This is a genomic window from Brevibacillus reuszeri, assembly GCF_001187725.1.
Taxonomy (GTDB): Bacteria; Bacillota; Bacilli; order Brevibacillales; family Brevibacillaceae; genus Brevibacillus; species Brevibacillus reuszeri.
This window is the reverse complement of record NZ_LGIQ01000005.1, coordinates 196,323-217,497: the sequence shown is the minus strand read 5'-3', so window position 1 is coordinate 217,497 and position 21,175 is coordinate 196,323. Positions and strand designations below refer to the sequence as shown.

The following is a 21,175-nucleotide window of genomic DNA, read 5'->3' as shown; positions in this document are numbered from 1 at the left end:
GTTATCCCAACTTCTCAGCCATGATGGAAATCGCATTCAGTGCCGCTACTGTTACCGGGCTTCCGCCTTTGCGCCCGATGTTTGTGATGAATGGAATGTCGAGCTTCGCCAGCTCTTCCTTGGATTCTGCAGCAGATACGAAACCAACTGGCATCCCTATAACCAGTCCTGGCTTCGCTTCGCCTTCCTTCACCATGCGAATCAGCTCCAGCAAAGCTGTAGGCGCATTCCCGATGCAGAAAATGCCGCCGTCCGCTTCCTTGATCGCTTTGCGCATCGAAATGATGGCGCGCGTCGTATTCAGACGCTTTGCTTCCTCCATTACATCACGGTCAGAGATGTATACCTTTACCTCTCCGCCGAACTTTTCGATGCGGTTTTTGCTGATGCCGACTTGCACCATCTGTACGTCTGCTACGACGATTTTCCCGCTGCGAATCGCTTCAATCCCTGATTTCACCGCATCCGGGTGGAAAACGAGGCTGCGCCCCAAATCGAAGTCAGCAGATGCGTGGATCACGCGTTGAACAACCGGATATTGTTCTTCTGTAAACGGATGCTCGCCCAGCTCATCTGTAATGATTTGAAAGCTCATCTCCTCGATCTCTTGCGGTTGTACGGTCATTGGTTTGAAATCCGTTTTAAAATCCATGATTCGTTCCTCCAGTCGTTTTTTCGTACGTAATTCCAGCGATTTATTGAACAGCTTCTTTTAGCTGGTTCAGCACACTGTCGTAATCGGAAAACTTGGTTCCGTAATCGATTTTCGGACGGCCAATGACGATGGTTTCGATGCCCATTTCCAGTGCCGCCTCTACCTTTTCATCAAAAGCGCCTACTTTTCCGCTCTCTTTGGTGATCATGAGTGTCACCCCGTAGTGATCGTAGAGCGCTTTGTTCAATTCCTTGGAGAAAGGTCCCTGCATCGCAACGATGTTTTTCTGCTCCAGGCCCAGCTCCTCGCATTTTTCCATATTGTCTAGTCGCGGCAGCATCCGCGCTACGAGTGTCGTATCAGGCAGACCCAGCAAGCGATCGGTAAAAGTCTTCAATGTCTTGCTGCCAGTCGTCAGCATGATGACGCCTCGTTTGTCAGCGGCAAGCTCAGCTGCCTGTACATAATCCTCGACGACAATCAGCTTTTCACTGCCGGGAGAAGACAAGCTTTCCCGTTCATATCGAATGTAGGGGACACCAGCACCCTTGGCACCTGCCATCGCATTTTTGGAGGCTTCCTCAGCGAAGGGATGGCTGGCATCTACTACGCACTGCACGCTTTTCTCTACAATCAATTGCTGGATATCGTCAGCAGTCAAGCGCCCTACCTGAACAGGCAAACCCGCCTCCTCCATGCTTTTGGCGGCATTGTCAGTCACAACAGTTGTCAACAGATCGTATCCGCTGCCTTTGATCAAAAGGGCCAACTCGCGTGCATCGCTCGTCCCAGCCAGTACCAGAATCATCCTAACGTCCCTCCTACTTGGTTACGTGGTCGTGGTCGTGCTTGTGGTCGTGCTTGTGATCATGATCGTGGTCATGATCGTGGTCATGATCGTGGCTGTGATCATGGTGGTCATGATCGTGGTGATGATGATGCCCATGATGGTGGTGATGTCCATGTTCATCGTCATGGTGGTGATGGTGATGGTCGATATGCTCCATCGCTGCCAGTCTGTACTGACAGGTATCGCAGTTGAGCTTCACTTCACCATGCAGAGCCTCTTCGACACGGTCCTTAAGCACTTCTTTTAACAACGGATGGAACCCGAAATACTCAGCCATCTCAAACTGTGCGTCTGGATATTGCTCACGGAATTTTTCCAGCTGATCGCTCATCCGTTTAATCAACACACCCGTAAACAGGAAGTACGGCAGCAGCACGATGCGCTTTGCCCCCAGCTTCAGGCAGCGCTCGACTCCCTCATCGTAGAGCGGATAGGTCACGCCCATAAATGCGGTCTCCACCCATTTCGCCTTGTAGCGCTCCCAAAACAGTCGGGACATCTTGTAAATATCGCTGTTAGCATCTGCGTCACTGCTTCCGCGTCCGATCACTAGCACAGCCAGATCCTCATGCTCCTCACCGGAAGCAAATCCAGCATCTTCCATACGCGTCGTCAAAATGTTGATCACTTCATCATGAATACCGATCGGGCGTCCATAGATGAACTGCACATGTGGGTGAAGCTCCTTGGCCTCGTCAATCGCCGCAGGGATGTGAATTTTGGCATGACCTGCTGAGAACAGGATGATCGGAATAACAGCTACACGTGTCGCTCCTCGCTCTACACATTTATTCAAGCCGGACAGCATGTCAGGGCGTGCGAACTCCAAAAAGCATGTTTCGATAATGGGAACATCCAGCTCAGGTGCGAGCGAATTTACAAACTGGCGAATCTCTTCATTGCCCTCTGGGTCCTTGCTCCCGTGACCTACAAATAATACTGCGTCCATGGTAGTTCCTCCTCATCTTCTTATCGGTTATGGATTACTGGATTGAACTTAGTCTCCGCAAGCCGCGTTCTCGATTTCTTCTTTAGCAGGCTCACGCCATTTGTAGCCTTCGATTACACCCACGCGTTGGAAAAACTTGTGGAACCGCTCATTTGGAAATGCCTCTTTTTTGAACCGTGCAACGATTCGCTCGACGAGTGGCACGATTTCTTCTTTTGGAATCCCTTCCGCTACTTGAAGACCTGAGTGAGCGTTGCGCCCCACTGTTTTGGCACCGAGGAACAGGTCAAACTTGCCTTTGCGGAACACGATTCCGATATCCTCTTGTACCGCTCTGTAGCATGCCATCCCGCAACCGTTAAAGCCGATTTTCATTTCCTTCGGCATTTCCTTGCCGCCCAGCTTTTGCGCCAGCTCCTCCGCATACGGGATACTGTCCTTTTTCTCTCCGTCGCAGAAGTCGCACGCCTTCACCTGCAAAACGTCCCCGATTGGGCTTAAGATCAGCCCCAGTTCGCGCAGTCTTCCCGTCACATAATTAGGGTCGGATGTAGGAACACGCAAAATCATCTGGTGATGCGGGGTATATTCGATTTCCCCTTTTTCACCTGCCACCTCTGCGATCGCCATCATCTGCTGCGGCGTGATCTTTTTGTTGGCCACACCCGGGCTTATTGCGACTTCAAAAATCATTTCTGGTTGGAATGAGGAAACCGGACGATTAGGAGCTTTCACAGAAGGCTCTGTGGCCATTCCTTTGGCTGCGTTGATTGCATTCAGTGCTTGCATTGCCCAGTCAAATGGGGCTGGCTGCGCCCTTCGAGCCACTGCTTCTTCCGTTACAGCTGGTGGCGCTTCCAACACAGCTGTACTTGTAGCTGAGCTGGTCGGAGCCGCTTTTGCCGGTTCTGTTTCGACCATCACGGGTCTATCCTTTGCCGGGGCAGCAGGAGCCGCTGGTGTGGACCCGAGCGTATCAGTTGTTGCCTCCAGAGACCATGGCTCGTTTTCCACCCGCAAGCGCTGATGAGGCTTCAGTGGCTGCTCATCTGCCGACAGCGTATATTTGCGCTGGTATCCGCGCGGAGTAATCATTTTGCCATCGTATACGAATGTCGATGTATTCCCGATGATCACAGTCGTCAGCATGCCGATATCATGCTCTAGCATTTGCGCCAATGTGGTAATGACGACGTGCTCCCGTTCCCGATACGCACTTTTGACGATACCGACCGGAGTATCTGGCGAGCGATATTGAAGCAGGATTCGCTGCGCTTCTACAATCTGGCGAGTCCGTCGTCCACTGCGCGGGTTATACAGGGCGATCACAAAGTCAGCCATTCCTGCTGCATCAATCCGCCGCTCAATCAGCTCCCACGGAGTCAAGTGGTCACTCAGACTGATCGTACAAGCATCGTGCATGATCGGCGCTCCGAGGATTGCTCCACAGGAGTTGATCGCGGAAATCCCCGGCACGATTTCAATCGGTACGCCTGTCGCTTCGGTCCAGCCTTTTTCCACGAGTACCTCATAGACCAGTCCCGCCATCCCGTACACACCAGCGTCCCCACTGGAAATAACGGCTACCTTTTTGCCTTCTTCCTCAGCGAGGCGAACCGCTTCGCGCGCACGCGTCACTTCCTCGGTCATCCCTGTACTTACAATTTCCTGATCGGTCAACAGTCCTCGGATCAAGTCCACATACGTCGAGTAGCCAATGATGACATCACTTTCCTGAAGTGCTTCCCGAGCCCTTTTGGTGATATGCTCAAAGCTCCCCGGGCCAAATCCAATCACAAACAATTTGCCGCTCATTAGGTCCTCCCCCTTTTGCTCACACGCTATTTATCATTGCTGCAATGGCTACACATACAACCAGACAAAGCAACGAAACAAAATACATCATATGGACCGTCGACTTGATATCCTGCGCTCTAAGCGGTCTGTGCGCGTCCCCCAGCTTCGCCCGATTCGAAGGCACTCCCTGATAGTAATTGAGCCCGCCTAGCTGGACTCCCAAAGCACCGGCTACGCCCGCTTCAGGCAAGCCGCTATTCGGACTCGGGTGAAGATGCGCATCGCGACGCATCATCGCCAAGCTTTGCTTCCAATCCAGACGCATCAAATAGCTCACTACAATCAATAGCCCTGCTGTCAGTCGTGCAGGTATGTAGTTCAATACATCATCAAAGCGGGCAGATGCCCAGCCGAGATTTTGATATTTTTCATTTTTATAGCCAACCATCGAATCCAGTGTATTCGCTGCTCGGTAAGCCATCGCCAACGGAGCACCACCGATCGCGGCATAAAACAACGGAGAGACGATCGCATCCACAATATTTTCGGCAACCGTTTCCACAGCTCCCCGGCAAATTTGTGGTTCATCCAGCCTCTCTGTATCCCTGCCCACAACCATGGATAGCGATTGTCTGGCCGCCACCATATCGCCGGCGAGCAGGTGACGGGCAATCTCCATGCCTGCATCCGCGAGTCCTTTGGTCGCGATCGTCGTGGACAAAAGCCAGGCTGCCAGCGCCCACGAGAGCAGCGGGTGCACGAATGACGCCCCCCACAAAAGGAGCCAAACCGCCATATAGCTGCCTGAAACGATCAGGAGTGGAAACAGTATCCCTGCTATTTTCAGATGCGACTCCTGTTTGACGACTGCCCGAATGACACGCTCCAGTCGTGTAATCCACCAGCCCATAATGACGACGGGATGGGGCAGGCTGCACGGATCGCCCACTACCCTGTCAATCAGGTAGGCAGCACAAAGTATCCATATTTCAGTCATGTTGTCCCTCTCTCACCCTACAGGAAATCTTGTATCAGTCGCTGCCCATCCCAGCTCATAAACAGTGCTTCCCCGTGCTTCAAACCGTCCATTTTCCAGTACGCACTCGGGTCTTGAAGTACCCATGTTGCCTGAACCCAGCGGATCACCCCGCCATGTGTCACGATCACGACCGTTTCAGCCTCTGAAGGCTCCGAATCTCGCAGGATACTACCTAGCCAAGTATCCACTCGATTGCCCAGCTGCTCCAAGCTCTCGCCCTGCGGCGGACACTCCCTGAAAGGATCGTCATACCAGCTCGTAGCACGCTCGGCATCCTTTTGCATGATCTCGTCGTAGGTCAAAAGCTCCCATTCTCCAAACGACAATTCGCGCAGGGCAGGCACAGTCGACGCCGGCAGCTGCCATCCTGTTGATAGCGGTTCTGCGGTCTGTATGCAGCGAAGCAGGTCACTTGTATACAATGCTTTGGGAAGCTCGATTATGTGCAGGAGTCGCGCTGCCAGCTCCAAAGCCTGTCTTTTTCCATGCTCATGTAACGGTACGTCACTGTGCCCCAAATAGCGGCTCTGTCGATTTATTTCCGTCTCGCCATGCCGGACCCAGATCAAATTCATGCCCACCAGCTCCCTACAAGTACCAGAAGCATCACAGCCTCACTGCTTTCGATGACGGCTCCGTAGCAATCTCCATTTAGCCCGCCCAGCTTGCTCGCGACGGAGCGAGAAAACAAGAGAACAAATACGAGTGATATCACGATCGCTGCCACTACCTGCCAGCTGCCTAAGAACCAGCCAGCCCCGAGCAAAAGCACATAGCTAACGATCACCGAGAAAGCGGATAGACCTTCACTGATTCCTTTTCCAATCCCTTTGTCTACCGATAGGTATGGCCATAGCCGAATCGATAGCAATACATGTGTACGGGCGGCAAACGGTACAAAAAGCAGATATAGTCCCCAGCCGGGGTGCGCCAGCTCTGCTACACCTCCCGCTTTTATCAGGAGCAGCAGAATCGCAGCTATGACGCCCATCGCACCCACGCGGCTGTCCTTCATTATTGCGAGCACCTGCTCGCGCGGCCTGCTACTGCCAAGTCCGTCCACCAAGTCCATCCAGCCGTCCAGGTGAAGTCCGCCTGTCACATAAACCCAAGCGCCAAGCGTCAAAATGGCAGCGAGCCACGGACTAAACAAGTGCACGCTTGCCTGATGCACACCCCATAGTAAAAGCCCAATCACTACACCGACAGCCGGATACCAGTTGACGCTCTTTTTCCAGGCAGCTTCAGATGGTCGCAGCCATGGGACAGGGATTCGGGTAAAAAAGGCGATAGCGTGAAAAAAAGCATTCATCCCTTGATCCTCCACGGTATTCCCGACAAGACGGCATAGACGGTAGACGCTTGTTGCGCACTCATCTGGTTGACATCTCCGAGCACATCAGCAAACCATCTTCCAAGTCGATTCATGGCGACACCACCCAGCCCGACCTCGCTTGTGACAGCGATAACGGTTTGACTGGATGCCTGAACCTGCCCCAGCCAAGCCTCTGCTTCCTGCAAAAGGGCCGCTGTATGCTCCTCGCTGCGCCATTCTTCTTCCGAAATATTCATTAACCGATTGCTGACCCAAGTCGAGAGACAGTCAATCAGTACGACATCGTAATGAGCACTTGCGTCTGTATAATCAGATAAGCGCTCGCCTACCTCGACACAGCCCCAGTCATCTGGACGACGTTTTTTGTGCAGCTCGATCCTGGTACGCATCTCAGCATCCCAGGCCTGACCTGTGGCTACATACAGAACACGTCTACCTGATTCTGCCGCCAGCTCCTCGGCAAAACGGCTTTTACCCGAACGGACACCGCCGGTTACTACAATCAGACTCAAGCGTGTCCACTTCCTTCCGCAGCGACCTCGCGCAGAGCAGCAATCAGTCTTTCGTTCTCTTCTCGACTGCGGACTGCGATCCGCACATCGTGCTCAGTCAACCCCGGATACATCGCGCAACTGCGGATCAGGATTCTTTTTTTGCCAAGTCGCGCCTGCAATTGCTCTGCTGGCAAATGCTTCGGTGAGCGAAGCAAAAGAAAATTCGCTTCTGCTGGCCATACCTTCCAGCCCAGCTCATGTGTAATGATCTCCGACAGAAAGGCTCGTTCTTTGGCAACCAGCGCACGTGTTTTTTCCTCGTACACATGCTCCTGCAAGCATAGCTCTCCTGCGAGCAGTGCCAGCGAATTGACGCTCCAGCTCACCTGCTTCTCGCGCATCTGCTTGATCACGTCTGGATGCGCGATCGCATAGCCGAGACGCAGGCCTGGAATCGCGTACATTTTTGTCATCGAGCGCATCAAAATTACCCGCGGATACTGCTCCAGCTGTGTCGCTAGCGTAAATTGCCGCTCCGTTGCGACAAAATCGAGAAACGCTTCATCCACAATCAACCAAGTGTTTGTCTCGGTGGCCCACTGCGCAATTTGTACCAGCTCATCTGGTTCATACAAAATCCCCGTAGGATTGTTCGGCGACCCGATAAATACCAGATCCGCCTGCTCAAACAGGCGGTGAAGCTCGCGCATGTCAGGCTTGAAGCCATTTTCCTCTTTTCCATAGCAGCCGATCACATGTGCGCCAAACTGCTTGGAAAGTTGCTCATATTCGGAAAAGCATGGATACACGACACCAACGGTTTGCGGCTTGAGGCCCAAAATCGCCAGCGCCATTGCTTCTGCTGCTCCATTTGCCGGTAGCAGCCATTCCTCGGGGAGTCCGAGACGCCGAGCTAATGCATGGCGAAACGAACGATGTCCAGGGTCCGGATAACGGATTACCGCAGACAATGAAGCCAGCAGCGTTTCTGTGACGCTAACTGGCATTCCCAGTGGATTGATATTGGCGCTATAATCGAGGAAATCGCCTTGGGCTACACCAAAGCGCTGGGCTGCGGACAGCAGATCCCCGCCGTGCCCGTAGGTTTCGAGTATGCCCATTAAAATTCGACCCCCAGCACAGCTGGAATTCCCTCATCATAGTAATGCTTGATCGGTCTCATCTCGGTAACCAAATCCGCCATGTCCATGATCTCTTGTTTGGCACTGCGTCCTGTGATTACGAGGTGAATGTGACGCGGACGACTCTGAATCGTCTCCAAGACATCTGCCAGTGGCAGCACATCATCGATTGGAAAACGGTCGATTGCCAGCGCATTGTTCAGCTCATCCAAAATGACTACGTCGTACTCTCCGCCCATCAGCTTTTCACGCGCAAAGCTCCACGCTTCCTGCAAAGCTGCCCGATGCTCTTCCGGAGTCTTTGTCCACGTAAAGCCGACACCCTTTTGCACAATTTCGATCCCAAGACGATCAAAGATGATCTTCTCTCCATATGTGCGCTCCGGCGATTTAATAAACTGAACCATCAATACTTTTTTTCCACGGCCGGTCGCTCTCACAGCCAGCCCGATAGCTGCTGTCGTTTTCCCCTTGCCATCACCTGTATAAACCAAAAGCAAGCCCCGCTTTTTGTCTTGCTGACTCATCAAAGCCACCCCCTCATCGAAATAAAAAAACGCCTTGTTCTCCTCTTAGCGTGAAAGGAAAACAAAGCGTGTGGATAGCATACTTCACCGATCCTCACCTCTTCCTTTAACCCGAAGGAATGCAGTGCAAAAACAAGAACAGGCAGGTCTCCTGGCTTGAGGATCATCGCTATTCTTCTCCTTCCCGCACCCTTGTGGGCAGTGGATGGCGCCGTTGCCATGAAGAATAGCTACTCTCTTACAGTGGCGGGACCGCGTTGGTTTTTCACCAATCTTCCCTTTTAACCCTGCTACCGGAGCTTTTTCGCAGTAACAAGGACCTGTTTGTATCGTATTCAATTCATTTTTCATTCTATGACAAGCACTTGTTTTAATAATAGCAAATGCTGGTCGGGATTCAAGCAAAAGCTGTGGAACAAGCAAAACTGGTGTGCAAAGTAACACTTTTCTACCCCACAAACACATAATTGCAGAAAATTAAATAAAATTACAATTTACTAAAAACATTTTTTCCGCTACCATATTGCCAAAGCCATCCAAAGGAGGTGAATTTTATGGTATCTCTCCCCATTCCGAAACTATCAGATCACATCCTCCCAGACACACTTCCAGTGAGAGAATGCGGTGAGGAAATGATCCCGCTCTCCACTTTATCTGCAAGAATCACGGTTTATCCTGCTTACTTCACCCAAGGGTATGCGGGGACAACCCCAGAAGCGTACCTGCGAAAAGAAGCTGCACAAAGACTCGTTTCCGCTGCCGATCAGCTGCCTGAAGGCTATAAGCTGGTTGTGCTGGACGGCTGGCGTTCGTTTGAGGTACAAGCATCGCTTTATGATGGCTTTCGTCATTCATTGCTTATGCGCGGCTGGCAAGACGGCGCCGCACTCGTCGAGGAGCTGCGCAAATTCGTCGCTCCGCCCACGACGGATATCTCCAAGCCCTCGCCCCATCTTTCCGGGGGTGCCGTTGATCTGACAATCTCCGGGCCAGCTGGCTGGCTGGATATGGGAACAGGCTTCGACGACTTCACTGAAGCAGCCGCGACGAGGCATTTTGAAGAGCTTTTGCATCCAACAGAGAAAGAAATCGCAATCCGCGACAATCGTCGTCTGCTCTACCACCTCATGACCAGTGCAGGCTTCGTCAACTACGCAAAAGAATGGTGGCATTTTGAATACGGAACACGCAATTGGGGACAGCAAATGCACCAGAAACCGATCTATGGCGGCATTTTGTCCATGGAAAAAATAATAGTTGAATAAATAGAATTTTTGCAATATATTAAAAAATAATTAAATATATTACATTTGGGGGTCGAATTCATTGAAGCGTAGCTGGTCTTTTTTATTCACTACCCTTCTGCTAATCCTCACCATGCTAACCGCAGCTTGTAGCAGTACTCCTGCAAGTCAATCCCAAGGCGAAGCAAAGCCAGCGGAAAACAAGCCGGCAGATTCCTCGCAGGCAAAATCGGCAACTCCGGCTGACACCCTGTTCGTAGGCATCACCGCCGACCAAGGCACACTAGATCCCGCCGTCACCTTCGACAACAGTGCCTGGAAAATTACGTATCCGACCTACCAGCGTCTCGTTGAGTACGACGGAGCCACCACAGAAGTAAAGCCTGGATTGGCAAAGGATTGGAAGGTAAGCGAGGATGGACTCAACTGGACGTTCACCCTTGCCGAAGGAAACACCTTTGCTGACGGTACACCTGTCAACGCTGAAGCTGTCAAATTCACCTTTGACCGTATACTCAAAATCAAAAAAGGTCCGGCAGATGTCTACAGCGTGATTAAAGAAGTGAAAGTAGACTCACCAACAAGTGTTACATTCGTTCTTTCCCAGAACTTCCCGCCGTTTCTCTCCACACTGGCTGCCAACTATGGCGGTATCGTCAATCCGAAGGTGATGGAAAAAGAGCAAAACGGTGACCTTGGCCAAAACTTCCTCTCAAACAACACCATGGGCAGCGGCCCTTATCAGCTTACTGAATGGAGAAAAGGCGAATACATCAAGCTTACTCCAAACCCTAACTCCTCTGTCAAACCCGCACTGCAAAACATCTTCTTTAAAATCATCCCAGACTCAACAGCCCAACGCCTACAACTAGAGCAAGGCGAGATCGACATCGCCGAAGGCATCCCGAATGAACAGCTCAAAGCAATCAAGGATCAACCAAACCTGGAAGTTTTGCAGCAGCCTAGCCTGTTTGTCGATTACATCTACGTCAACTCCACCAAAGGTAACCCAGCCCTGCAAAATCCAAAGGTACGCCAGGCTCTCAGCTACGCAATCGATTACGACGCACTGACCGAATCTGTACAGGAAGGCTTCGCTACCCAAATGCGCGGACCGATTCCAAAAGGTCTGTGGGGACACGACGAATCCGCACACCAATACAAGCGCGATGTAGAAAAAGCAAAAGCACTGCTGGCAGAAGCCGGGGCGACCAACCTGAGCATCGACCTGCTGTACTCGGACAACAAAGCATGGTGGGAAACAGAAGCGCTGACCCTGCAAGCTTTTTTCTCGGATATCGGCGTCAAGCTGAACCTGAAAAAAATCGCCTACGCAACTTCCCGCGAAATGATCGACAAAGGCGAATTTGATCTCGCCATGGGTGTATGGAGCCCTGACTTCGGTGATCCGTACATGTTTATGAACTACTGGTTTGATTCCAACAACTTCGGTCTCGCCGGCAACCGTGCCTTCTATAAAAATGACAAGGTGGACGAGCTGGTTCGCAAGGCCGCGTCTATCAACGATAAAGCAGAACGCGAAAAAATTTATCAAGAAGCCCAAAAAATCGTGATTGATGAAGCGCCATACCTCTATCTGTATCAAAAGGATTTCTTGCTTCCGGTAAGCAAGTCTGTCAAAGGCTTTGTTTACAATCCGATGCTGGAGGGCATTTACAACCTGGCCGAAATGTCCAAATAAAGCCGCTTGAAGGAGTGCTTTCCTCATGAGACAAATCATCGTCAAACGACTCGCCATGCTCGTTCTGGTCCTTTTGGGAGTGACGCTCATTACCTTTTTCCTCTCACACGTCATCCCTGGAGATCCGGCACGAATGATGGTGGGGCAGCGAGCCAGTGAGGAAACACTGCAGGAAGTCCGCCGTCAATTGGGCCTAGACCAACCGGTCTGGGTCCAATATTTTACCTACATGGAGGGACTTGTTGCAGGTGACTTTGGCAATTCCATTCGCACACAACAGCCCGTCGTCGATGATCTGATCAAGTTTTTCCCTGCTACGCTGGAGCTTGCCTTAACTGCCTTTGTCATTGCGATTGTTATCGGGATTCCGATCGGTATTCTCACCGCAGTTAAAAAAGATACGAACTGGGATCATGCCGGACGCTTTTTCTCGATCGCTGGTATATCCACCCCTGTTTTTTGGAGTGGACTGATCGGCATTTTGATTTTTTACAAATTTTTCAATTTATTACCTTCCAGCGGTCGGATTGATTTGATGATTACACCACCCCCCTCTATTACAGGGCTCTATTTGCTCGATAGCCTTTTGACAGGCAATTGGGCCGCATTTACAAACAGCTTGTGGCATCTCATTCTGCCTGCTTGCACGCTTGCTTTTGCCCAGCTTGCCATCGTCACCAGACAAGTGCGCGCCAGTATGCTGGAGGTTCTCGGTCAAGAGTATATTCGTACAGCGCTCGCAAACGGAATTCACGGACCTGTTCTGTTATTCCGGTATGCCCTGCGCAATGCCCTGATTCCTACGATTACCGTTGTCGGTCTTTCGTTTGGCTCACTTTTAGGCGGAGCAGTCGTGACCGAAACGATATTTAGCTGGCCGGGCATGGGCAAATACGTCGTGGAATCGATCGCCTTTCTCGACTTCCCGGCAATCATGGGCTTTACCTTTGTCATCTCGTTTGGCTATGTGATCATCAATTTGCTCGTCGATCTCACTTATTACGCGCTTGATCCGCAAATCAAGGAATAGAAAGGGGGCCATCTTGTGTCTGGCATAGCTGCGAAAACGGAAAATGGAAGAGCAGTGACAGCAACGAAAGCGGTCAACCCCTTTTGGTACAAAATCCGCAGAAACCCGCTGACTCTCTTTGGTTTGTTGCTTCTTTTGATTATTTTGGTCTTGTCTTTATTTGCACCTTTTATCAGCCCCTATGAGCCTACCAAAATCAATATCGCTGAGCGATTTGCTCCACCAAGCAGCGATCACTGGTTTGGTACAGATGAGGTTGGCAGGGATATTTTCACTCGTATCTTGTACGGCGCTCGTCTCTCGCTGGGCGTAGGGGTTTCAGTCGTGTTTGGGGCAGGACTCATTGGTACCGTTATCGGTTGCATCTCTGGATACTTCGGAGGAAAGCTGGATCAGACGATCATGCGCTTCATGGACATCGTGCTTGCCTTTCCTTCACTCGTTTTGGCTATGGCGGTCGCTGCCACTCTCGGTCCGAATCTGCAAAATGCGATGCTCGCCATTGCGATTATCAAAATTCCCGTGTATGTGCGGCTTGCGCGTGCCGAAACATTATCTTTACGCGAAAAGCTATTTGTGAAAGCCGCTGTTACGTTCGGGATCAAGCCCTGGCGTATTATTGCACGTCACATCATTCCGAATGCTCTCTCACCCGTCGTCATTCAGGTCACACTGGATATCGGCGACGCGATTCTGCTAGTCGCTACCCTGGGCTTCCTCGGCTTGGGTGCACAGCCTCCGACCCCGGAATGGGGCGCAATGATCAGTATCGGCTGGAAATACCTGCTCGATTATTGGTGGTATCCAACATTTCCTGGTCTGGCACTGTTCCTTGCTTCCTGCGGCTTTAATCTGATCGGTGATGGAATTCGGGACATTCTCGATCCAAAAGCGAACCGTTCTTAAAAGGAGGGCAAGCGTATGCTGCTGGAAATCAAAAACTTGACAGTTGAATTTTCATCCATGCAGGATAAAATCAAAGCGCTGCAAAATGTATCCATTTCCATCAAGCAAGGAGAAATCGTCGGGATTGTTGGTGAATCTGGCTCCGGCAAGTCCGTTACCGCTCTGACGATCCTTGGACTTTTGGAAAAAAACGCTTCGATTTCATCAGGCTCGATTCACTATAAAGGAAGAAACATCTTCTCTCTCGAAAAGAAAGAGCTGCAGGCACTTCGTGGCAAAGAGATCGGCATGGTTTTTCAGGAGCCCATGACTGCCTTGCATCCTACGATGCGCATTGGCGACCAGCTCGCAGAAGTCATTCATCGCCACAGAAAGATTTCGTACAAGGAAGCGTACCAGCAAGCTGTGCTCAGCCTCGCAGAGGTCCAGATCAACGAACCGCACCTCGTTGCACGAAAATTTCCGTTTGAGCTGAGTGGTGGGATGCGGCAGCGGGTCGTCATCGCCCTCGCCATGTCCGCTCCGCCTGATCTGTTGATTGCTGATGAACCTACGACCGCGCTTGACGTGACGATTCAAAGCGAAATTCTAAAGCTCATGCAGGACCTGGCTGCAAAGCGCGGCACTTCGATTATGCTTATCACACATGACTTGGGAGTCGTCGCACAGGTCTGCCAGCGTGTTGTGGTGATGTATGCGGGAGAAGTCGTAGAGACAGGGACGACAGAAGAAGTCTTGCAAAAGCCGCAGCATCCCTATACCAAGGCATTGATCGGTGCCCTACCCGATCTGGCGACTCCGGATCAACCGCTCCTGGCTATCCCCGGAGAATCACCTGATTTGCGGAACAGACCACCTGGATGCGTTTTCGCTTCCCGCTGCACCCGCTCCTTACCTATTTGTCTCGAGGATCACCCTACCCTGGAGCTTGCACAGATGGGGTCAGCTACACATGAAGTATCGTGCTGGGGGAGAGAAACCGGATGAATTCATTACTAGAGGTATCAGGTGTTAGCAAGGAATATAAGAAAGGCTCGCAAAGCTTCCTCGCTGTGTCACAGGTTGACTTTTCTATCGCACAGGGTGAAACATTCGGCTTAATTGGAGAATCCGGGTCGGGGAAAAGTACGCTGGGGAAAATGATCACCGGTCTGGAGCATCCCACAAGTGGCTCCCTCCTCTATAAAGGAAGTCCGCTTTGGCAAGGAAGCAAATTTTCCCGCTTGAAGCCAGGAGAAATGCAAATCGTATTTCAGGACCCGCAATCCTCTCTGGACCCGCGGATGCGGATTCAGGCGATAATTACGGAGCCGCTGCTGGCACTCCCCCCTGCCGAACGGGCAGCAAAAGGAAGTACAGAAAAGCTACATGCCCTGATCACACGTGTAGGCCTTAAAGTGGAGCATCTGAACCGCTATCCGCACGAATTCAGCGGTGGACAAAGACAGCGCATCGCTATCGCCAGGGCACTCATTACCGACCCTGCCTTTGTTGTCTTGGATGAACCCACCTCTGCACTCGATGTCTCTGTTCAGGCACATGTCCTGAACTTGCTCCAAGAGCTAAAGCGTGAGCGCAATCTTACGTACCTTTTCATTTCACACAACATGGCTGTCATCCGTTATATGTGCGACCGCATGGCCGTCATGAAACAGGGACGGATCGTTGAAACAGGAAGCGTCGCGGATATTTTTTCTCATCCCGAGGATGCGTACACGAAAACATTGTTGTCCTCACTTCCAAGTCTTCACGCAAAGAGGGTTGATACGACATGTTTAACGGAGCAGAATTAAGAGAAATCCGTAAACAAAAGCAATTGACGTTGCAAAATCTCGCAGATAAGACTGGGTTGAGTATGAGCCTCCTCTCACAGATCGAACGTGGATTGGTAGACCCTACCGTGGGCACCTTCTGGAAAATATGCTCTGCCCTAGATGTTCCGATCAATCACTTCTTTCGACTAAAGGATGACCATGAGCCTCTGATTCGCAAAGGCATGCACAAGATCATTCAATTGAAAAATACGATGACGAAATACCATGTGCTCACTCCCCTGCAAGAAGGAAAAATTGAGTTTTTGCTGATCGAGATTGAGCCAGGTGAAACGCTGGAGCAGGAGCAAATCTCGCACTCTGGTGAGGAATGCGGCTACATTTTGCAGGGAGAATTGAAGGTGCTTTTGGCAGAGAGGGAATACCATCTGTACGAGGGTGACAGCATTGGGTTCAGCAGCACGGCTCCGCACCGATTTATTAATCCGGGAAAAACCGTCTCGCTTGCGATTTGGGCGCGGGCGACATAGCTTTTAGATAAGTGGTTTGAGTAGCTTTTGTGGAGGAACAGAAAAGGGTAAAAACACTCCAGCTTCTTGGATCCTCTGCTCAGGGGTCGTTCCTGCACGGCTCCTTGAAAAACGTAATGACGTAGTAAAAAGCCAGCTCAACAAAGCTGGCTTTTACGCATTTCTTTTACAAGTTTACAAGGTCTATAAAAAATCGGCCATGATGATCTCGGTGTCAAACGGTGTGATTCCACGATCCAGCGAGAAGACGGTATCTGCGTTGTCCTCCTGATCTGTCAGTGTGCCTCTTGCCTCGACGTGAAGCGAGAATAGCTCATAGAGCGTTGGCTTTACCAGCGTGGTCAGTGCTTTCCCCATCCATTGCATTCCACCACTGTTTGCCTCTACATTGTTGACAAAGCGTGGGTGTGAGCGCAGTGCGACATCTGTCCAGATCACTTTACGTTCTACCAGATCGAGTATGACGGGAATACTGATCGAAGTATTGGAAGCGAGATCGACCTTGTCCTGAACAGTCTGCGGTTCAAAAATTTCGCCTGACTGGGGCTCTGTACGGATCATCCAGCCTGCATAGCATTCCGGCAAGTCGCAATACGGCTGATTGGTAAATGAATTCAGCGACATCACGACATACCGCCCGCCATACCGGATGATGGACTCAATATCCAAGTCAATAAATTCACAGGCACCATTGGGAGCTTCTACGATATCACCGCTATGGTATGCCTGATACTTTGCAGAGCGCAAATTGGTATAGGAGATATGCTCCAGGTACTTCCATTTCGCACTATACAGTACTGCTGACAAATCGACATCGACGCGACCTGTTGGCACACCGTTTACTTGCCCTTCCCTCCACCATGTAAAAAAGCGGATGGTTCCACCCTCTGGAATCGCAATTCTGGAGCCACGAACCAGCGTACGAAGCGCCTTGCTCGCTGAACGCTGGGAAAACGGGACGAGATGTTCATGTAGGCGCGGGTCCATATAGACTTTTCCGAGTGACGGCAAAGCTGCAAACCGCTGCAAAAGCACCTCGCGGCAAATCGTTGCCGCTTTCTGCCGGATAGGTTCCTCCAGACTCACAAGCGTATTTGGGATTGCCTGTACTTTTGCCACTTCTCCTTTTGGAAAAAAGGTTCGCCATTTTCCGTAAGCTTCTCTTTTGACGAAATGGTTCATTACCTGCAGCAGCACGGGTGTGGATACAGATGCAGCGATCTTTGCAAATGACTCCAGCACGACTTCCCCATTTTCAGATATCCGAAGCATATGGTCCAATCTGCGGGCGAACTCCCCCGGCCGCTGACCGAGGAGCTGTACAGCTTCGTCTACATTCCTATAAAGCAAAGCTTGCTCGACCTTGCTGCCCATCGTCTCGATTTTATGATTGTTGCGTAATGCGTCAAACGCTTCTGCCGTTTTTGGATACCGATCCTGATACTCAAATGGGTGCAAGATTTCTCCAAGACGAATCCAGCGATTTTTGTAGCGCAGCATATCTTCGATTAGATTGGGACTGGCTTCAAGCAATCGCAGGAGCAAACGCCTTTCAGAGCGTCTGAATTTGCGGAATTTGGTCGGTGCAGCCAGACTCACATCCCCGTCGGATAGTGCTACCGCAATTCGCAGCACGTCGGTCGCTGTTTTGCAGTAGTTCGCAAAAAAATCGGCTGGGAGCTTGTCATGCTTTAGCAAAATACTTGCTACGATGGCGACATTTTCTTTGTGCGGGATTTCCGGTGGCAAGGCTTCAGTGATTCCTGTACACTCCTGAAGCAACACGTCCAAATCCTCTTTGTCTTTCACAGATAACGAGCTTTTCGCACGCAACAGGTTCATTCCTACCTGCAAAAGCTCTTCATCCGTTCCCAGTTCAATCAGCTTCAATCGGGATTCCTTTAACAGCGGCAGTCTTTTTTTCACCTCATGCACGGGCAGCTGCCATGTCAAATAATGACGTATCGCTTGCAGATAAAGCTCTCCATCGTTTGCTTCCATCACCTGCTTGGGGAAATTCGGATACATCGGCTTGAAGCGTCTGGATGCCCCTACCTTTTCCTTAAGTACAGATACGACTGTGGAATACAGCGCGAAAAACTCGCCTTCTGATAATGTCCGGATTCTCTCCAGCAGCTCGAGAGAAAACGTATAACCGAGACTCTCGATATTGCGTAAGGCCGCAGCCAAATAAGAGACAGGCAGCTCATTGCTCCCTTTCTCTACCACGATTTTATTTTTCCGCCAAAGGTACACTTGATTTTTCATAAGAGCAAGCACCCATCCATTCTTCGTTACAGCAGTAGCCTGGCTACGACCAGTCTTTTGACCTTGCCCGGGCTGCACGTAATTTGGGTATAAAAAAAATCAGGAAAGTAGTACCCCTATAGCTCAATTGGATTAGAAGGAAGGTGTACAATAGCCTGATTTTTTATGAACTTTGTTATTTTTACCCATTTTAACGTTTCTTTGGTTGTACGTAAAGTGTTATTATTTTAAANAAAATTATTTTAATTTAATATTGATTATAATTATTTTCCATGCTACTTTAATACCAGAACCTTACATATATGATAGCTCAAACGAGGAGAGATTACGATGACAGCACGCATTGGACTTCCTGCACCTGATTTTACGATGGACACGGTTACCTTTGACAACGGCTTTCCTTTGCCAAAAAGCCTGGTAGACTATCGCGGCAAATGGCTTCTTTTGTTCTTTTACCCGTTTGACTTTTCCAAGGTTTGCCCAACGGAAATTTTGAGCCTGAACCGGAGAATCAAGGAGTTCACTGACCTGAATGTCGAAGTGCTTGGCGTGAGCGGCGACAGCATCCATACGCACAAAGCTTGGATGAGATCCAGTGAAGGAATCGGCCCCCTCTCTTTCCCGCTCGCTTCTGATTACAGCAAGGAAGCTACTCTCGCTTAAGGTGTGCTCGACGAGGCTAGCAAAGCCCCGCTGCGTGCGGGGGCACTTGATTGCCACCCGCTTTTTTGTTCGTAGCTATGACCTTACCTCGACACTGCTGGATACGGAAATAAATCGACTACCCGCACACTTTCTCCGCTCTCGTTTGTAAACACGACATGCTCGCGCCTCAATTCTCGCGGACTTTCCAAGCCACAGGCCGCAGCCAATGAAAACAAGCCTTCTCGTAGCTGTAAAATATAGTTCATGACACGCCACTGTTTTTCTTCTGGAGCAAGCGCCTCCTGGTATTTGGAATCGGTTGTCGTAATCCCTGTCGGACATTTTCCTGTATGGCATTGCATTGCCATGATACAGCCGTTCGCCATCATGAAGCCACGTGCCGAGTTGACGCAGTCTGCACCCAGTGCAAGCGCAATCGCTACCTTGTCTGGTGTAACCAGCTTTCCAGAAGCAAAGATTTTGATCCGGTCACGCACCCCGAACTTCCTCGCGGTATCGTCGAGGATGATCAAGGCTGGATAGAGCGGCAACCCCATGCCATCTGCCATCGCCTTGAAGGTAGCACCAGAGCCACCCTCTGAGCCATCAACCGTTATAAAATCAGGATAAATATCCAGCTCCAGCATGCTCGCAAAGAACGGCTCAAGTCGCTTTGGATCGCCCACGACAATTTTTACCCCGACTGGCTTTCCCCCTGCTTCCTGCAATGTTCCGATGAAGCGCAAGGCATGCTCGGGATTGGTCAAAAACTCAAAGCGATTGGGGGAATTCACCGTTTTTCCGACAGGAACCAATCGGGCAGCCGCTACCTTCTCCGTGACCTTCGAGCCTTCGAGGTGTCCGCCCCGGATTTTTGCCCCCTGATGAAACTTCAGCTCGAATGCCTTGATCGTTGGAATCTCCGACTTGCGCTTGTACTCTTCGATTGAAAAATGGCCAGTATCATCGCGGAAGCCAAACATGCCAGGACCGATCTGCGAAATGATGTCCACGCCTGTAGACAGGTGCACCTCTGCCACTCCGCCCTCCCCGGTATTGATCCACGAGCCGCCAGCCATATGCGCTCCGCTCCCGGTAGACAAAATATAGTTTTCACCGACTGCCCCATACGAAGTCGCAGAAGCACCGAACATGCCCGACAGCCGCCAAGGATGCCGACGATTTTCGCCAACTACAATGACATCCGTATCATGCAAAAGCCAAGGCGACACTTCCCCCGATATAAATTTTTCCCTTCGAGTAAACAATCCCTCGTCCGTGATGACATACTTCTTACCCGGAACAGTCTTTTCGTTATTGACCCGCAGCTCACTTGTCAATTTGGGAAACATGGCATTGGACAAATAAAAGCCCGGCTTCTCGTAATCACGTCTGCCGCCAAATGAAATCAGATCCGTCCGATATTTTGCTGCATAGACAAGACCAACAAAGTCTGCACGGGAAAATGGCTTGCCCTCCGTATCGTTGTCAAACCAATACTGGCGAAATTCCGGGCCAAGCTTTTCAAGCAAATAACGCACCCACCCCAAAAACGGATGTGAGCGAATGATGGAATGCTTCGGCTGCTTCGACAACATGTACATATAACTCAAAAAGACCAGCGGTGGCAAAACAATTACGATCAGTACAATGACTAACAAAATCGTATTTGTCATCTTGCTACTCCCTCCCAAAACGCAGGTGTCCATGATTTACCTATACATAGAATACGTCCATTTCCAATTCTCATTCGGCATTCTCACGTGTTTCGGTTTTTCAACCACCTATACGGCTATTCATGCAAGGCGATAAGGCTCTGCTTCCTGACGAGTCTGACTGCTTGCAATAAAAAAAGAGACAGTCCAGAAAGCCAGTCTCCCTTGCTTTCGGTTGCCCCTTTTTCATGAAAGGTGATTTTGTTACATCCCCTATGTATACCACTAGTCGTATTTCTCGTCCTCAATCCTCGTCTTTCCTTCTACGATCAGCTCCAGCTCTGTCTCGAAGTTCAACAGGATTTCCACAGGCAGCTGTTCCTCCAGCTGAGCCATATCGGGCAACAGTAAGGCATCATCCAATGTCGCTGGCTTTGCCTCCAGCTGTCCAAACCATTCGCGAATACGCTCCATCAACTGATAAAAGGAAGCCTCGAATGTGTTTGCATCATCCTCGGCGTCATCCTCGTGGCTCTTTTTCATACGCTCCCAATTTTCCAGCATCGTATGTAGTGCCTTTTCGATCGTCGCATCCATGCCTCGTCTCCCCCTCCAGCTGTCACAATTTCTCCTC

General features: G+C 50.6%; 21 protein-coding genes and 1 riboswitch. Of the genes, 8 read left to right on the top strand and 13 right to left on the bottom strand.

Translation table 11 applies throughout. The features are described 5' to 3' along the window. Position 1: 1 nt before the first annotated feature. Genes ADS79_RS04630 through cobO form a run of 10 tightly spaced genes read right to left on the bottom strand, consistent with a single transcriptional unit; the run spans position 2 to position 8,789 of the window. The gene (locus ADS79_RS04630; protein WP_049737252.1) at positions 2-652 is read right to left on the bottom strand and encodes a precorrin-8X methylmutase; all 651 of its coding nucleotides are present in this window, start codon (positions 650-652) and stop codon (positions 2-4) included. 43 nt (positions 653-695) lie between these two features. Next, a complete protein-coding gene (gene cobK, locus ADS79_RS04625) occupies positions 696-1,463 on the bottom strand; it encodes a precorrin-6A reductase (RefSeq protein WP_049737251.1) in 768 nt (255 codons plus the stop codon). A 13-nt stretch (positions 1,464-1,476) separates the two neighbouring features. Further along, positions 1,477-2,454 carry a sirohydrochlorin chelatase gene (locus ADS79_RS04620; RefSeq protein WP_049737250.1) on the bottom strand — a complete coding sequence of 326 codons (978 nt, stop codon included), beginning with the start codon at positions 2,452-2,454 and terminating at the stop codon, positions 1,477-1,479. Positions 2,455-2,502: 48 nt separating this feature from the next. Further along, entirely contained in the window at positions 2,503-4,269 is a 1,767-nt protein-coding gene (cobJ, locus tag ADS79_RS04615) for a precorrin-3B C(17)-methyltransferase (RefSeq protein ID WP_049737249.1), read from the bottom strand. A 19-nt stretch (positions 4,270-4,288) separates the two neighbouring features. Further along, positions 4,289-5,248: an adenosylcobinamide-phosphate synthase CbiB gene (cbiB, locus tag ADS79_RS04610; RefSeq protein WP_049737248.1), complete on the bottom strand. Its 960-nt coding sequence runs from the start codon at positions 5,246-5,248 to the stop codon at positions 4,289-4,291. A gap of 17 nt (positions 5,249-5,265) precedes the next feature. After that, on the bottom strand, positions 5,266-5,865 hold the full coding sequence (locus ADS79_RS04605; protein WP_049737247.1) for a histidine phosphatase family protein: 600 nt from the start codon (positions 5,863-5,865) through the stop codon (positions 5,266-5,268). Next, positions 5,862-6,602: an adenosylcobinamide-GDP ribazoletransferase gene (cobS, locus tag ADS79_RS04600; protein WP_049737246.1), complete on the bottom strand. Its 741-nt coding sequence runs from the start codon at positions 6,600-6,602 to the stop codon at positions 5,862-5,864. The genes ADS79_RS04605 and cobS overlap by 4 nt, the downstream gene beginning before the upstream one ends. After that, the gene (gene cobU, locus ADS79_RS04595) at positions 6,599-7,138 is read right to left on the bottom strand and encodes a bifunctional adenosylcobinamide kinase/adenosylcobinamide-phosphate guanylyltransferase (protein ID WP_049737245.1); all 540 of its coding nucleotides are present in this window, start codon (positions 7,136-7,138) and stop codon (positions 6,599-6,601) included. The genes cobS and cobU overlap by 4 nt, the downstream gene beginning before the upstream one ends. Further along, on the bottom strand, positions 7,135-8,241 hold the full coding sequence (gene cobD, locus ADS79_RS04590; RefSeq protein ID WP_049737244.1) for a threonine-phosphate decarboxylase CobD: 1,107 nt from the start codon (positions 8,239-8,241) through the stop codon (positions 7,135-7,137). The genes cobU and cobD overlap by 4 nt, the downstream gene beginning before the upstream one ends. Continuing rightward, entirely contained in the window at positions 8,241-8,789 is a 549-nt protein-coding gene (gene cobO, locus ADS79_RS04585; RefSeq protein WP_049737243.1) for a cob(I)yrinic acid a,c-diamide adenosyltransferase, read from the bottom strand. The genes cobD and cobO overlap by 1 nt, the downstream gene beginning before the upstream one ends. Before the next feature lie 124 nt (positions 8,790-8,913). Then, a riboswitch (cobalamin riboswitch) is annotated at positions 8,914-9,128 on the bottom strand. A 215-nt stretch (positions 9,129-9,343) separates the two neighbouring features. Here cobO and ADS79_RS04580 point away from each other — a divergent pair. The 7 genes from ADS79_RS04580 (at position 9,344) to ADS79_RS04550 (ending at position 15,973) form a co-directional block, all read left to right on the top strand. Then, positions 9,344-10,054, top strand: coding sequence for a M15 family metallopeptidase (locus ADS79_RS04580; protein ID WP_049737242.1), 711 nt, complete (start codon positions 9,344-9,346; stop codon positions 10,052-10,054). A gap of 61 nt (positions 10,055-10,115) precedes the next feature. After that, on the top strand, positions 10,116-11,735 hold the full coding sequence (locus ADS79_RS04575) for an ABC transporter substrate-binding protein (RefSeq protein ID WP_049737241.1): 1,620 nt from the start codon (positions 10,116-10,118) through the stop codon (positions 11,733-11,735). A 25-nt stretch (positions 11,736-11,760) separates the two neighbouring features. After that, positions 11,761-12,765 (top strand): ABC transporter permease, encoded by a 1,005-nt coding sequence (locus ADS79_RS04570; protein WP_049737240.1) that lies wholly within the window; start codon positions 11,761-11,763, stop codon positions 12,763-12,765. Positions 12,766-12,780: 15 nt separating this feature from the next. After that, a complete protein-coding gene (locus ADS79_RS04565; protein ID WP_049737239.1) occupies positions 12,781-13,671 on the top strand; it encodes an ABC transporter permease subunit in 891 nt (296 codons plus the stop codon). Between the two features lie 15 nt (positions 13,672-13,686). Beyond that, complete coding sequence (locus tag ADS79_RS04560; RefSeq protein WP_084765625.1) at positions 13,687-14,658, top strand: ABC transporter ATP-binding protein; 972 nt, start codon at positions 13,687-13,689, stop codon at positions 14,656-14,658. Further along, entirely contained in the window at positions 14,655-15,464 is an 810-nt protein-coding gene (locus tag ADS79_RS04555) for an ATP-binding cassette domain-containing protein (RefSeq protein ID WP_049737238.1), read from the top strand. Before ADS79_RS04560 ends, ADS79_RS04555 begins: the two co-directional genes overlap by 4 nt. Then, positions 15,443-15,973 carry a cupin domain-containing protein gene (locus tag ADS79_RS04550; protein ID WP_049737237.1) on the top strand — a complete coding sequence of 177 codons (531 nt, stop codon included), beginning with the start codon at positions 15,443-15,445 and terminating at the stop codon, positions 15,971-15,973. The genes ADS79_RS04555 and ADS79_RS04550 overlap by 22 nt, the downstream gene beginning before the upstream one ends. Positions 15,974-16,156: 183 nt before the next feature. Here ADS79_RS04550 and ADS79_RS04545 read toward each other — a convergent pair whose 3' ends face one another. Further along, positions 16,157-18,241, bottom strand: coding sequence for a TerD family protein (locus tag ADS79_RS04545; protein ID WP_049737236.1), 2,085 nt, complete (start codon positions 18,239-18,241; stop codon positions 16,157-16,159). Between the two features lie 330 nt (positions 18,242-18,571). Between ADS79_RS04545 and ADS79_RS04540 the strand changes: the two genes are divergently transcribed. Next, positions 18,572-18,904, top strand: coding sequence for a redoxin domain-containing protein (locus ADS79_RS04540; RefSeq protein WP_236699883.1), 333 nt, complete (start codon positions 18,572-18,574; stop codon positions 18,902-18,904). 83 nt (positions 18,905-18,987) lie between these two features. Here the strand turns inward: ADS79_RS04540 and ADS79_RS04535 are convergent, their stop codons facing one another. Next, positions 18,988-20,562 (bottom strand): FMN-binding glutamate synthase family protein, encoded by a 1,575-nt coding sequence (locus ADS79_RS04535; protein WP_049737235.1) that lies wholly within the window; start codon positions 20,560-20,562, stop codon positions 18,988-18,990. A gap of 264 nt (positions 20,563-20,826) precedes the next feature. Beyond that, the gene (locus ADS79_RS04530) at positions 20,827-21,138 is read right to left on the bottom strand and encodes a hypothetical protein (protein WP_049737234.1); all 312 of its coding nucleotides are present in this window, start codon (positions 21,136-21,138) and stop codon (positions 20,827-20,829) included. Positions 21,139-21,175: the final 37 nt, after the last annotated feature.